The 14995-nt window shown below is 37.1% G+C and carries 10 protein-coding genes and 1 riboswitch; all 10 genes read right to left on the reverse strand.

Annotated elements, in window-relative coordinates; translation table 11 throughout:
- Positions 1 to 132: 132 nt before the first annotated feature.
- The gene (locus tag QNH24_RS23145) at positions 133 to 681 is read right to left on the reverse strand and encodes a methyltransferase (protein ID WP_283869734.1); all 549 of its coding nucleotides are present in this window, start codon (positions 679 to 681) and stop codon (positions 133 to 135) included.
- A 190-nt stretch (positions 682 to 871) separates the two neighbouring features.
- A complete protein-coding gene (locus tag QNH24_RS23150) occupies positions 872 to 1483 on the reverse strand; it encodes a response regulator transcription factor (protein WP_283869735.1) in 612 nt (203 codons plus the stop codon).
- 16 nt (positions 1484 to 1499) lie between these two features.
- Positions 1500 to 2648 (reverse strand): sensor histidine kinase, encoded by a 1149-nt coding sequence (locus QNH24_RS23155; RefSeq protein ID WP_430674426.1) that lies wholly within the window; start codon positions 2646 to 2648, stop codon positions 1500 to 1502.
- 149 nt (positions 2649 to 2797) lie between these two features.
- On the reverse strand, positions 2798 to 3829 hold the full coding sequence (gene desA / locus QNH24_RS23160) for a Delta(5) desaturase DesA (RefSeq protein ID WP_283869737.1): 1032 nt from the start codon (positions 3827 to 3829) through the stop codon (positions 2798 to 2800).
- A gap of 112 nt (positions 3830 to 3941) precedes the next feature.
- Positions 3942 to 4439: a GNAT family N-acetyltransferase gene (locus tag QNH24_RS23165; RefSeq protein WP_283869738.1), complete on the reverse strand. Its 498-nt coding sequence runs from the start codon at positions 4437 to 4439 to the stop codon at positions 3942 to 3944.
- Positions 4440 to 4510: 71 nt separating this feature from the next.
- Positions 4511 to 7942, reverse strand: a complete 3432-nt coding sequence (gene metH, locus QNH24_RS23170) for a methionine synthase (RefSeq protein ID WP_283869739.1) — start codon at positions 7940 to 7942, stop codon at positions 4511 to 4513.
- On the reverse strand, positions 7935 to 9782 hold the full coding sequence (locus QNH24_RS23175; protein ID WP_283869740.1) for a bifunctional homocysteine S-methyltransferase/methylenetetrahydrofolate reductase: 1848 nt from the start codon (positions 9780 to 9782) through the stop codon (positions 7935 to 7937). Before QNH24_RS23175 ends, metH begins: the two co-directional genes overlap by 8 nt.
- Positions 9783 to 9869: 87 nt before the next feature.
- Positions 9870 to 9969, reverse strand: a riboswitch (SAM riboswitch).
- A gap of 125 nt (positions 9970 to 10094) precedes the next feature.
- Entirely contained in the window at positions 10095 to 11483 is a 1389-nt protein-coding gene (locus QNH24_RS23180) for a protoporphyrinogen oxidase (protein ID WP_283869741.1), read from the reverse strand.
- A gap of 296 nt (positions 11484 to 11779) precedes the next feature.
- Positions 11780 to 13069 carry a globin-coupled sensor protein gene (locus QNH24_RS23185; protein WP_283869742.1) on the reverse strand — a complete coding sequence of 430 codons (1290 nt, stop codon included), beginning with the start codon at positions 13067 to 13069 and terminating at the stop codon, positions 11780 to 11782.
- Positions 13070 to 13587: 518 nt separating this feature from the next.
- Positions 13588 to 14874, reverse strand: coding sequence for an SEL1-like repeat protein (locus QNH24_RS23190; protein ID WP_283869743.1), 1287 nt, complete (start codon positions 14872 to 14874; stop codon positions 13588 to 13590).
- Positions 14875 to 14995 lie beyond the last annotated feature (121 nt).

Genomic DNA, 14995 nt, shown 5'->3' on the forward strand with positions numbered 1-14995 from the left:
TTAATTGAATAAGCTTCTGGCTTTAGTTGTGATATTCAAACTCTGATCTCTCAAGCACTATTAGAAATTCTTAAAAACGTGTCATAAAAATAATCAGTGGGGATGAAAAAGAGCCTCACTGATTTTTTTATATTATTCAATATGTAACGCAATAGTTGAAACAATTGCTTCAGCGGCATATTCCCATTTACCATCAATAAAACTACCTAATTTTTGCCCAAGTTCTTGTATCATTTCGAGCGTAACCGGAATATCATTCTTTTGTGCTAATGTAGCAAGAAATGGAGCAGATAAACTTGTCCAACCTCCACGGTCAATTTTAAGCTCTACTTGCTTTACTTCTCCATTTTCTATATCAATACGGTAGTATAACTGATCATCTGGACGCCAGCTTAAGTGATGAGATATTTGCCCATTTACGACTGTTAAATTATTCTTTTTCGAAATAGAAGCTGGTTTCACATTAAATTCATGACCTAGTACATTTAATTTTTTAATTTCAGGACCGACTAATGCCGCCTGAACAGCTATATCCATATTACTTTGTAATGATGTCTCCGTCTCAACTACTGAATCAACCATATCGTTGCTTGCAGCAAAAACGGCTGAAGGATATGCGCTAGTAACGACAAATGTTGTTGCTAATAACGCTGTTGAAGTAACTTTCATAATTTTTCTCATAATTATTTCCATCCTCCCCGTTAAAATGATTAATTTTTTCTAAATCTTATCATTAATAGTCAAAATATACAATATATTAATATATTTTTTGTAATGACAAAAGGCACTGAATTTAAATAATTCAATGCCCTTTTGTCTATTTTCAACCCATATACTTGTATAGGTATAAGGATATTCATTCTTAAGCTACTTATTTATTCCATCCTTTTTCTTTAAAGCGGGCGATGGCTTCAATACGATTCCCAACATTTAATTTTTCTAAAATAGTGGAGATGTAATTACGAACAGTCCCTGCCGATAAAAATAATTCTGCAGCAATCTCTTTGGTAGTCTTACCTTCTGCAACAAGTGTCAGTACTTGGCTCTCTCGGTCAGTTAAAGGATTTTCGCTATCATCCTCATAAACAAAATCAACTAGTTCAGGTGCATAAATTCTTTTACCGTCCATAATGGTACGGATGGCACTGACCAATTCCTCTATTGGGCTATCCTTTAGCAGATATCCCCGGACACTAGCCTTTCTAGCACGCTCAAAATAACCTGGTCTTGCAAATGTTGTTAATATAATCACTTTACAATCAAATCCAGAGTTATGCATTTCCTCTGCAGCGTCAAGTCCAGTTTTCACCGGCATCTCAATATCCATAATACAAATATCAGGCTGATGCTCAGCTACAAGTGCCAATGCTTCCTCTCCATTTTTGGCTAAGCCTACGACTTCCATATCATCCTCCATACTTAGTAAAGAGCGAAGTGCGCCTAATAGCATACCCTGATCTTCAGCAATTACAATTCGGATCATGTTACAAGCCTCTTTTCTATATGTTCTTCAGGTTTTCTTTGACCTTCTGATGCGTAATTGCCACTGGAATCGACACCGTTAATGTGGTGCCCTCCTCACCTTCAATCTTAAAGGAGCCGTTTATAAATTCTAAACGTTCACGCATTCCCTTTAAGCCATTTCCTGTCTTCCATGCTTGCTTTTTCGTAATTCCTTGTCCATTATCACGAACTACTAAATATATCTCTTTAAAATTCTGATGAAAGGCAATTTCACATTTGGTAGCGCCACTATGCTTGATGACATTATTTACAGCCTCTTTTAAACACATCGATAAAACATTTTCTACAAGTGGGGGCACTTGTAATGTTTCTTTATCTCCTTCAAAAATAAATTCCATTTCAGCAGCCTTCAATATCTGAGAAATGCGCATAAGCTCATCCTCAAATTTTGTTGTTCTCATATCAGAAACTAATTCACGAACCTCTTTCAATGCAATACTAGCTGTTTGACGAATGTCCTTAATCTCTATTAAAGCCTGTTGTGGATCTCGTTCAATTAGTCTTGATGCTAAGTCACTTTTTAAGCCAATCATGGATAATTTTTGACCTAGTGTATCATGTAAATCCCGTGCAATACGTTGTCGTTCCTCAAAAACAATTAACTCAGCAATTCGCTCATTAGCCGTTTCTAGCTGCCCCTCCAAGTTTTCACGTTTATTTTTTGAATAAATCGTTAACGGAAGAAGTACTACCGCTAAAATTGTTAACACAACAAACGGCAGTTGTGATAAAAATAAGTGCAGCTCCACAAAGAAACCAACACCTGTCGAAATAACCGTAAAGCCAATATGTAATCCATACATAATATAGAAGCCAACTGGTCTACGAATATTACCAATGAAGAAAGCTGTGAAAATTGATAAATACACATAGCCATACAGTATTGTCATCACGATATTAATGACCATTTCAAAGCTGATCCACATATATACAAGGCCGTTTTTCGAATTCATAGAAAATCGATAGAAAATAAAATATAACATTAAAAAAGTAATCCCTATGGATATTTCTAAATAAGATGATTTTCTAAAAATAAAGAAAAACGGTAGGAAACAAAAAATAATCCATAAATATATACTGAGCATTGGACTATTCGGAATAATACTGTGCCATTTCCTCAACATAATCTCACGCTCTTTCCTACTTTTCCCTTATTATAACAAGAAAATTAATTTTATGCCTGTACATGGCTTTCCTTAGCTTGTCTTCATATAGATAACTATTTAAGTAAAAACAGCCATCCCTTCAGAAGAGATGGCTAAAAAATTTTTTACTAAGCAGCGATACTGCCTTTTGCTTTTCGTTTAATGATTTCATTGACATCCTTAAACGTTACAAACTTCCCTTGATCTTCATCGTATAATTTGTAGCGCAATGATTCTAAGCTTGTACGCAATGTAATCGTTGTTGCAGTATGCAATGGTGGTGTTTCATTATGCGCTTTTTCAAGATTATAGTTCGGTACACGTGGAGCTAAATGATGTACGTGGTGAAAACCAATGTTCCCAGTAACCCATTGTAATAGCTTTGGTAATTTATAATACGAGCTTCCTTCAACGGCAGCCTTTACATAATCCCATTCCGAATCATGTTCAAAATATGAATCTTCATACGTATGTTGAATATAGAATAACCAAATGCCTAGAGATCCAGCTACGAATAATGTTACACCCTGTACTAGTAAAAATGCTTGCCAGCCCATCGTATAGATTAACGTTGCACAAAGTCCTGCTATCACAACATTTGTTACATGGGTATTAAGACGTTCCTTCTGTTTTGCATCCTTACGATTAAAACGATTTAATACTAATACCATATATAATGGTCCTAATCCAAACATAACGAATGGATTACGATAAAAACGGTACCATAATCGTTGACCTTTAGAAGCCTGTAAATATTCCTCTACTGTCATCATATCAATATCACCGATACCTCGCTTGTCTAAGTTCGAGCTAGTTGCGTGGTGAATTGTATGCTCACGTTTCCATTTTTCATATGGGAATGACGTTAATACTCCTGTAAAAAAGCCAACCCAATCGTTTGCTTTTTTACTTTTAAAAAATGAACCGTGTGTACAGTCGTGGAAAATTATAAATACCCTTACGACAAACCCAGCCGAGATAACACTTAATCCAGCTGTTAACCATGGTGAAACATCTACAACCATATATCCAGCAATCCATAGTGCGATTAACGGTACAATCGTATTAATCATTTGAAAAATACTTTTAGCAGTATCTGATTTCGCAAATGGCGCTACATCTTGGCGCAGTTTTTTTGTTTTTTCTTTATCTGTTGCCATTGTTTTGCTCCCTCTTTTCTTTTTTTTCTTTATGACCTCATCATAAAACATGAGCATAAACTAGCAACAGACGCAAACATCATAAAAAGGATATGACAAATGTCATATCCTTTTATTTAGGTCCAGATAAATGAAGCTGATAAAACACCAGGTCCAGCCATTGTTCAAATTTATAGCCTGCATTCTTTATTGTACCTGCATACTCAAAGCCTAATTTTTCATGTGCTTTAATACTACCAATATTTTCACCATCAATGCCTGCTACAAGTGTTTTCACACCCTGCTCCTCTGCAATTCGAATAAGCTTATGCATTAGCTTAGTAGCAATTCCCTTTTGATAATAATCCTTATGCACATACACAGAATGCTCCATCGTATGCTTATAACCAGGATAGGAACGGAACTGACTATAGGTAGCAAAGCCTGCTACTACACCATTCTCGTCAAAGACAAGGAGAGGATTATGAGAAGCCTGTTGGTCCTTAAACCATTGCAATTTCTCCTCTAACGATTGCGTTTCGTAACGATAAACAGCCTTACTCGTTAAAATAATATCGTTGTAGATGTCTAAAACCTCAGGTATATCTTTTTCCTCCATGAAGCGTATCATCCTGTTCACATCCTTCAATCAATTATGACAGTTTGCCAATCTTACCTCTATATCAATTTCTTATTTTAACCTTACACATTAAAATAGCGAGCATCTGGATGTGCAAAGACAATTGCAGAAACAGAAGCCTCTGGTTCCATCATAAAGCCTTCAGTTAAATGAACACCAATATCCTCCGGTTTTAATAAGCCAAACAACTTCTCCTGATCCTCTAAATTTGGACACGCAGGATAGCCGAATGAGAAGCGCTGTCCTTGATATTTAGCTGCAAAACGATCACGCATTGTAAAGTCTGTGGCATCTGGGAAGCCCCATTGATCACGAATTTCCTGATGCATTCTTTCTGCAAAGCCCTCTGCTAATTCTAGTGCTGTAGATTGTAATGCATGGCTTTCAAGGAATTTCCCATCCTCCTTTAACTCACGCGCCTTTGCCATGACCCCCTGTCCTGCTGTAACAACCATTAGGGCAATATAGTCCATTTCCCCACTCTCAACCGTTTTTAAGAAATCTGCAAGGCATAAAAATGGTTCCACTTGCTGACGTGGGAAGGTAAAACGCTCAATTACTGTTTTATTATCTGCTGGATCATAGACGATTACATCATCTCCATCTGCCTGTGCAGGGAAAAACTGATACATTCCAGACGGTTTCAACAAGTCACTTTTTAAATAATCGTCCACTAAGTCCTTTAATTCTATTGCTCTTGTGTCTCCCGCATCAAGTAATTGTTGTACTTGCCCCTTCAAACCCAAGTGGTGACCAAGTAAAGTGCGCATGTTTACATAAGGATATAAATGAGATACAGAATATTCCTTTTTCACATGTCGCCTTACATCGGCTGGTAAAAATACAGGTGCTTCCTTTACTGTGCGAGCAGGTTTTATAGCTGTTTCTTTTGCAGGGCGGGCAGCTCGTTTCTCATCTGCTTCTAAACGTTTTTTACGGGATTCATCAATTTTGGCTAGGAAATCTGCACGTGTTTCTGAACCCATTAAAAGATTTGCCTGCTCTAATCCTTGCATCGCGTCCTTCGAATAGATGACTGGTCCATCATACTCATCCGCAATCTTAGTTTCTGTAAAACGTCGAGATAATGCTGCACCGCCCACTAAAATTGGGACGTCAATCCCCGCTTCTTTGAAATCCTGTGCCGTGATGACCATTTGCTGTGCTGATTTTACAAGTAAGCCTGAAAGCCCGATAAAGTCCGGCTTTTCTTTTCGAACAGCTTCAATTAATTGAGCAGGAGTTACTTTGATGCCAAGGTCAACCACCTTATAGCCATTATTGCTTAAAATAATATCAACTAGGTTTTTCCCGATATCATGGACATCCCCTTTGACTGTTGCTAGCACCATCTTTCCTTTACCAGCACTCTCTTCATTTTTCTCCATAAATTGCTCCAAGTGAGCAACAGCAGCCTTCATAACCCCAGCGGATTGTAATACTTCAGCAACAATAAGCTGATTATTATTAAATAATCGACCAACCTCAGCCATTCCATCCATTAATGGACCATTAATAATATCAAGAGGTGCTTCAAATATTTCACGAGCAGCTTCTAGATCCTCAATAAGACCTTCTTTTGTCCCCTCTAAAATATAGTAAGCTAAACGACCTTCTACTGTTTTAGGGATGTCAGCCTCTGTTTTTTCTTTCTTTTTATCGCGATAAAAATCTGTGAATATGGCTAATGTCTCATCATTCGTATTAAATAATAAATTATTTGCAAGCTTAATTTCCTCTTCTGGAATGGAAGCGTAGCGCTCTAGCTTTTCAGTATTCACAATCGCATAGTCTAAGCCTGCCTGTGTACAATGATATAAATAAACTGCATTTAACACCTCACGGCCAACAGGCGGTAATCCAAATGAGATATTGCTGACACCAAGCACTGTTAATGTACGTGGCATTTTTTCTTTGATGAGTCGGATTCCTTCGATTGTTTCTAAAGCAGAACCAATATATTGCTCATCTCCTGTACCTACCGGAAACATTAATGGATCAAAGATGATATCTTCTGGTGCAAGTCCCCATTTTTCTGTTAACAAGTAATAGGAACGTTCAGCAATCTCTAGCTTACGATGTCGATCAACTGCCATCCCTTGTTCATCTATCGTTCCAACAACCAAAGAGGCACCATATTTTTTCACAAGCGGCATCACAGCATCAAAACGCTCTTCCCCATCCTCTAAATTAATAGAGTTGATTATAGCTTTCCCTTGCGAAAATTTGAGTGCTTCTTCGATAACTTTTTCATCCGTTGAGTCTATTACAAGAGGTACTTTTACTTTTTTCACAACCTCCTGCATAAAGCCTCGCATATCTGCTAGTTCATCACGATCAGGATTTGCTAAACAAATATCAATAACATGGGCACCATTCCTTACTTGTGCACGAGCAATTTCTGCTGCTTCCTCAAATTTCCCATCAATAATTAGGTTTTTAAACTTACGAGAGCCAATTACATTTGTACGTTCTCCAATAAATAATGGACGCATAGAATCGTCGTACACTAATGGCTCGATACCCGACACTACATGACCATGAGTTTTCTCAGGTAATTGGCGTGGCTTTTCGTCCTTTAGTACCTCACGAATAGCAGCGATATGGGCCGGTGTTGTTCCACAGCAGCCTCCCACTATATTCAGCCAGCCCTTTTCTGCAAAGCCTTTTAGCTTTTGTGACAGTGACTCTGGTGATTCATGGTAGCATCCTTCCTCGTCAGGTAAGCCTGCATTCGGGTAACAGCTTATATATCCCGTAGAAAGCTCTGCTAATGAACGAATATGGTCCGTCATAAATTCTGGCCCTGTCGCACAGTTCAGACCTACAGATAGTGGTTTAATATGCTCGATAGAAATGTAGAATGCATCTATGGATTGTCCTGCAAGTGTCGTTCCCATTGGTTCAATTGTTCCCGATATCATCACAGGAAGCACTTTGCCAGTCACTTCAAATGCGCGAGATACTCCTAAAGTGCCCGCCTTCACATTGAGCATATCCTGGCTGGTTTCAAGCAACAATACATCCGCTCCAGCTTCAATTAATGCCTTTGCCTGTACATAAAAGTTTTCTTCTAGCTCATCAAAGGTAATTCCACCTGTCACTGATAAGGTCTTTGTAGTAGGTCCCATCGCTCCTGCTACAAAACGTGGCCAATCAGAGGTAGTAAAATCATCCACTGCCTTACGTGCTATTTCTACAGCACGCTTATTGATTTCCTCTGCTTTTGCTCCCAGATCATATTCATTTAATACAAGTGGAGTACCTCCAAATGTATTTGTGCAAATAATATCTGCCCCTGCTTCCAAATATTTTCTATGAACCTTTTCAAGCACATCAGGTCTAGTTAGTACAAGATTTTCATTACAGCCATCATATTCCTCGCCACCGAAATCTTCAGCTGATAAGTTTTCGTTTTGTAGCATTGTTCCCATTGCGCCATCAAGAATTAAAATTCGTTTCTCAAGTTGCTCTTCAATCAAATGCTTAGCCATTTATACTTACCCCTTTTTTCTGTTCATCCAATTGCTCTATAAATTTCATTAGTTCTAGTGTCATATCATAGCGTAGGAATGGTGTAATGAGGTAAATACCATTGAAATATTCTGCGGCTACCTCTACTAATTCCTTAGCAATTGCAATTCCTTCTAGTGTCGCGTGCTCCTTATCCTCACCACAAGCCTTCATCCGTGCTAATGCGTTTTCAGATAATTTAATGCCGGGAACTTCATGATGTAAGAACTCCGCACTTTTATAGCTCGTAACTGGCATAATTCCTATATAAATTGGTGCTTCTAAATGCTTTGTCGCCTCATAAATTTCTACAATTTTTTCCTTTGTATAGACAGGCTGTGAAATAAAATAATCTGCCCCATGTTCAATTTTCTTTTCTAATCGAGATACAGCTCGGTCTAATACACGTACATTCGGATTAAACGCTGCGGCTACAGAGAAATTTGCCTTTTGACGTAGTGGCTTCCCTGAAAAAGATACACCTTCATTTAACTGTTTGATTAATTGAATAAGCTCCATTGATGATACGTCATAAACACTCGTTGCCCCTGGGAAATCCCCAACCTTTGTTGGATCTCCAGTAACCGCTAAAATATCATGAATGCCTAGTGCATTTAAACCCATTAAATGAGATTGCAGCCCAATTAAATTACGATCTCGGCATGTAATATGTGTTAACGGGCGTACCCCATGTGTTTCTTTCAATAATGCGCCCATTGCCACATTACTTATTCTTGGCGATGCTAGGGAATTATCCGCCATCATGACCACATCTGCGCCTGCCTCATATAATTTTTTAGCACCTTTAATAAAACCATCGATTTCTAAATGTCTTGGTGTATCCAACTCTACTATAACCGAACGTTGACGTTTTACTTTTATATGCAATGGCTCGAATCTTGAAGGTTCTGCCTCACGTACAATCTCTACTTTCTCAGGCTTCGCTAATTTTTCTTCTACTGGAGATAATTCCTCTAAGTATTTTTTCGCTGCAGCAATATGCTTTGGTGTCGTACCACAGCACCCACCTATTAAACGAACGCCTTGATCTCGAAGTGCTACAGCAGCGCGACCAAAATAGTCTGTCTCTGACTCATAAACAACACGCCCGTCTTCTAAATCTAGAAGAGATGCATTTGGATAGGTAGACATAAATGCCTTTTCAGGAAGTTCTACACCCTCAAATGCCTGAATCGAATGGTATGGACCTAAACGACAGTTAACACCTACAATATCAGCACCCAGTGCCTCGAGCTCATGTAGGGCACTATTTAAACTCTTACCATTTTGCAGCACTCCCGGTTCATGCATTGAAACTTGCGCAATGATTGGCAACTTTGTTTTAGCTCGAAGCATTTTTAATGTTGCTGTTAATTCTTCAAAATCATAATAGGTTTCAAGTAAAAGGCCGTCTGGATTCCCTGCCAGTAACACAGTTGCTTGCTCTTCAACAGTCGCTAAAATTTCTTCTAAGGTTGCATCGCTTTTCCGAATGCCTCGAATCCCCCCAATAGTCCCTAAAACAAATTGACCTCCATCTGCAGCTGCTCGCTTGGCAATCGTCATAGCTGCTTCATTAAACTGCTGAACACGCGACTCTAATCCGTAACGTGCTAATTTTATAGCATTCGCTCCATAAGTATTTGTTTGAATAATATCGGCTCCAGCTGCTATATACTCTCTATGAATCTTTTCAATTAATTCTGGTCTTTGAACATTCATTTCCTCATGACAGTACTCCAAGCCATAGCCGTATAATACCGTACCAATTGCACCATCTGCTGTAAGAACATGCGTTTTTAACTTTTCAAGCAACCCCATAAAACTAGCCCCTCTTTCTATTTTTCTATAATATAAAAAGCCTTCTTTAACACAAAGAAGGCTTTTACGTTTCGTAATTGTTGTTCCTTCTCATCTTCGACCATAGGGTCTTCTGGATTTAGCACCTGACAAAAAGTTGGTTGCTGAAGCGTCATTGGGCCAGTCCCTCAGCTTCTCTTGATAAGAATTTAGTATGAATTTTTTAAATAATTAAAAGAATCATAACGTTAACAAACGTTTGAGTCAAGACTATTTCACGTAACAAAGGATATTTCAAACGAAAAATATAATTTTTTGTCTTATATTCTGCAATTAAGATAATTTTTCAGCAATATTATCCCCTATTTTTTTACCGTTTTGAATACAAGCACCTATACCTACACCAAAGTAAGAGCAGCCCGCAATGGATAAATTCGGATAGTTTGTTTCGAGCTCTTGTAATAAGCCCTGTAATGCCTCACGATGTGCTAAATCATATTTCGGCATTTGATCAATCCATCTACTTACATTCACGACACTTGGTTTTTCTTTAATCCCCAAGCTTTTTCTTACATCCTCTAAGGCAACAACAGATAATTCTTCATCTGTCATCCTACGTAACTTCTCATATGCGGGGTTGATGCTTTTATAGAAGAGTCGAACAAGTAATTGCTCATTTGCTGAAGTATGCTTCCACTTACGGCTTGTCCATGTCGCTGCATTACAGATTACATCAGAATTATGAGACACAATAAAGCCTGTTCCATCAGCTGGTAATCTACTATCGGGTACATCGAATCCTAAATAAATTGTAATAGCGGAGGCAGTATTGAATTGGTCAAAATAACGGTTCAATGTTTCATCCTTTAATAGGTACTGTACAGTTTCATTAGGTAATGCTAAAACTACATGATCTGCTTCAATGATCGTATCATTTGCTAAAGTAACTTGGTAGTGGTTTTCCTGCTTGTTGACACTAGTAGTGGTAATTCCCTTTAAAATTTCTACATCAGTTAATGTTTCTTCAAGACGATCAATTAAAGACGATAAACCATTTTTAAATGAAATAAATTTTTTATTAGCAGCTTTTACAAATTGTTCTCGATTTGCGTCAAAACCTTTAATAATACTACCGTACTCATTTTTATAATCAATTAAATAAGGTAATGTGGAGGCAATCGATAGTTGATGTAAATCTCCTGAATACACACCTGCTAATACTGGCGCTATTTGGTTTTGAACAAGCTCCTCCCCTAAATAGTACGTTAAAAATTCTCCAATTGAGCTGTCTTTTGTAAAGCCTACATTTGGCATTGTCAAATCCTTTAATGCTTCTTTTTTACCTTCTTCGGATACAAGTGTGCTTTCTTCCAGAGAGTGAAGGCTCATCGGAATACCGAATGTTGAATCTGCCGGAATCGCATGGAGCTCATTATTTGTGTATATATAAGAAATCCCCGTTTCGTTGTATACCAAATCTTGCTTAAAATTAACCTCTTCAACCAGCTCCATAACACCTTGATGACGGGCTACTATTGAATCTGCCCCTGTCTCCATAATGAATCCCTGTTCGTATTCAGAGTGCAACTTACCACCTAAATATGTATTTTTTTCAACAAGCACAAGCCTTACATTTAATTTTTTTTCCTTTACTTGGCGCTGTAAATAATGCATCGTACATAAACCCGTAATTCCTCCACCTAATACAACCACTGTTTCCATATTAACCGCCCCTAATTTTTGTTGTCTTCCTTTAGTATAAACCCTTTTTATTGAAAATTACGCTCAACCCTTTACAAATTTAGCAAAAATGGAGCTATCCCGTGGTGAGGATAGCTCCATTACTATGACTAAATATGTATCTTTTCATGATGAAACAAAAAATACCCTTGACTTAAAATTCCGGCAATATATTAGTTAATATTTACTGAAAAACCATTAAACACCATATATCAATGGTTGTTATAGTGTTTATAGGCTGTAGATTTCGGTTACCACAATAATATCTTTACTCTGAATTAATTTAAGTGTTGGGCAACATTTGCTAATTTCTCAGCTGAATTCGTTACTTCTTCAAAGGCAATCCCTAGCTCATTAAGAACCTCCGCTATCGCTAATACTTCTTTTTCCATACTATCATTTTGCTCTTTTGCCTCTGTCATCGATTCTAATATTTTCGTAAATTGCCCTTCTGTTTGAACCATATTTTCCTTGCCAGATATGACCTCTTCTTGAATATTATTAAGAGAGTGTGTTAGCTTATCTGTCCGTTCATTTGTTTTTTGTAACAACATGGCTACTGAGGTCACAGAATCTTTTGTTTGAATCGATAGTTTTCGAACCTCATTAGCAACTATATTAAAGCCTTTACCCGCTTCTCCAGCACGGGCTGCTTCTATAGCTGCATTTAAAGCTAATAAATTGGTCTGGTTGGCAATTGTGGTAACAACATTCATAATTGATTCCATTTCTTTTGACATACCAGTCAACTGTTCAATATTTTCTGTTATATCCTTCAGCAAATCAATAATATTACACATATTTTGTGATTGACTCTTTATTCGTTCTCTTCCCTCTACTGCCTGCTTCTCAGCCTCCGCTGACACCAAAAGTGAGTTTTTTGCAAACTGTTTAATTTCATCTGATTGCTTGCTTATTCGATGAAATGAGTTATTTGTTTCTTGGGATATTGTAGCAAGACTTTCTGTAGACGTGACGATTTCCTTTTCCACGGCTTCCTTTTTCCGTTCCATATTCTCTTTGTGTTGCTCAACAGTATTTTCAAAGGCCTCTAATACTAATTGCTGCTCAAAGTTTGAAATTTTAGAAATGGCTCGTATAGTATTAAACTGATCTTTGGGATGATGAATGTGCTCTTCTACTAAGTCCATGAATGATAAAAATAAATCTTGGAAGGCACAAATATACCATTGTGTTCTTAAACCAATATGAACATGTACTTTAGCAATATTAGTACGTCTTCGATAAAATTCATCATCAATTGTGCCGTTAAACATTTCTATAATATGGCGGCCAAGCGTTACTTTTAATTTTTCTACAGAACTGTGACTATTAATAATACTTACTAAACTACCCTCAGTTCCTATCATTCTATAAAATCTATCAACAATATCATTAATATTTTCTATAACAAATGGCTGAAAGGCTTTTAAATACTGTAAATCCTGCTTTGTTAAATTTAGCATTTCTATTTGCTTGACCATTGACTTGCAATTAGAAACATCCATTTTTACAACATATTGCTGAAGGTCTATCGCTGCTGTCTTTCTCTGTTTTTGAAAAATCACACATTTTCCCTCTTTCACGTGTACTTTTGCAAAGCTGAGAAAATCCAATTCCGTTTACAAAAATATATATTTCAAAATGTAAGAAAATAGGTTTAGGTTAATTTCTGTTCAAGTTCTAGTTGAACAAAATCCCAATTATCTTTTAGCCATAGCATGAACTACTCTTTTCAAAATCACTCATATACCTTATCCATTTTATAAATAGCTGTCAATTTCCTATCATACATTTTTTACCATTAATTGTATAAAAAGTCCCTGTAGCCAAACTATTGGCTTAAAGCAGTAAAAAAGCTACCACTATATCTTTTGGTAGCTAATTTGTATCAACTAATATTTCTTTTGCTTATTTTTTGTTTATTTTTCCTTTGTCTTTATTATCCCTTCACTATATTAATATTTTTACCGTTAGTTCTATGCATTAATATATACCTAAAACAAACAACAAAAACAACCTTTTATACCTATAAAACCAAGAGTGATAATAGAAACTAAATAACTATAATTTTTTTACGAAAAATTTACATTCCTTTTAATTCATTCAGCAAAACGGCTGCTTCTTCTATTCCTGCCTCCGCAGCCAGTCCGTACCATTTAATAGCTTCTTTTACATTTCTAGTTATGCCCTCTCCATTATTATAAAGATGCCCAAGCTGTAATTTTGCCTCTGAGTCTCCTTGAAGAGCAGCCTGTTTAAACCAATGAATTCCTTTCTCAATATTACGTATACCCGTTAAACCTTGACTCCAAATAAACCCCAAATCATAAAATGCGTCTACATGGTATTGCTCTGCAGCTCTTTCATACCAATATAAACCACGATTCACATCTCGGGGCTGACCTAATCGCCCCTCAAAACAGATTCCGCCAAGCCTATATTGTGCTTCAACATAGCCTGCTTCGGCAGATTTTTTATAATAGAAGTATGCGTGCTCCTCATCAATGTCGACACCTAACCCTTGCTCGTAAATTATTCCAAGAGTAAACATTGCTTCAGCAACACCCTGCTTGGCAGCGAAGTCAAACCATTTCTTCGCAAGAAGGATATTTTCTGATACTCCTTCACCGTTAAAATACATATCCGCCAAGTTATTCGCTGCATCTGGATGCCCTTGCTTTGCCGCCGCCTCATACAATGAAAAAGCTCTGCGATAATTTTCCTGTACACCTATACCTTCGAAATAAAAATTCCCAAGTTCATATTGTGCATCGGCATGCCCCTGCGATGCTGCTAATTCTAACCATTTTAAAGATTTTTCAGGCTGAAAACAGGAGCTTTCACTTGCACTATAATATTCTCCAAGCTGAAACTGTGCTTCTGCATCTTGTTCTTCTATTGACTCTTTATATAAATCAATAATGACCTCATGATCTAAATCTTCTTCATCAAATGCTTCAAACTGCTTATCTTGATTGATAAAATACCATTCCAATACATCGATTACATCGTCAGCAACCTCGTTACAATAGGCTAACTTCTCAAGTGAAGAAATTTGCCAAATTAAAATATAAATAGGGAGTGGAATCGCTTCACGCAGTAAATCATCATACTCAGCTAAAAGCGTTAAGACATTTTCCTGTATTGATTGTGTCTGCTCTGGATGAACAATTTGTAAATGGCGTTGTTGATTTTTTTTTAAAAGTCCAAGCACAACTTGATACAGCATTTTATGCAAGGCTGTTAATGACACTTCTTCAAATGTTAGCAATTTGATGTTTTGTGCAAACCATGTACCTTGAGTCTGCGTGAGCATTAGTAAGGATTCAATTCGCTTTTTATTTCGTTCAGCTAAAAATTGTCCATACATTCGTTTCCCCCCTTGCATTATAAAAAAACCATCTTGCCAATATTATATGGAAGACAGTTTAAAATTGATTACACATACGTTCTTAGTATTAACCTAATGAATAATATGGTAACTAAAAAAA

Origin of the sequence: Lysinibacillus pakistanensis (assembly GCF_030123245.1) — a bacterium.
GTDB lineage: Bacteria > Bacillota > Bacilli > Bacillales_A > Planococcaceae > Lysinibacillus > Lysinibacillus pakistanensis.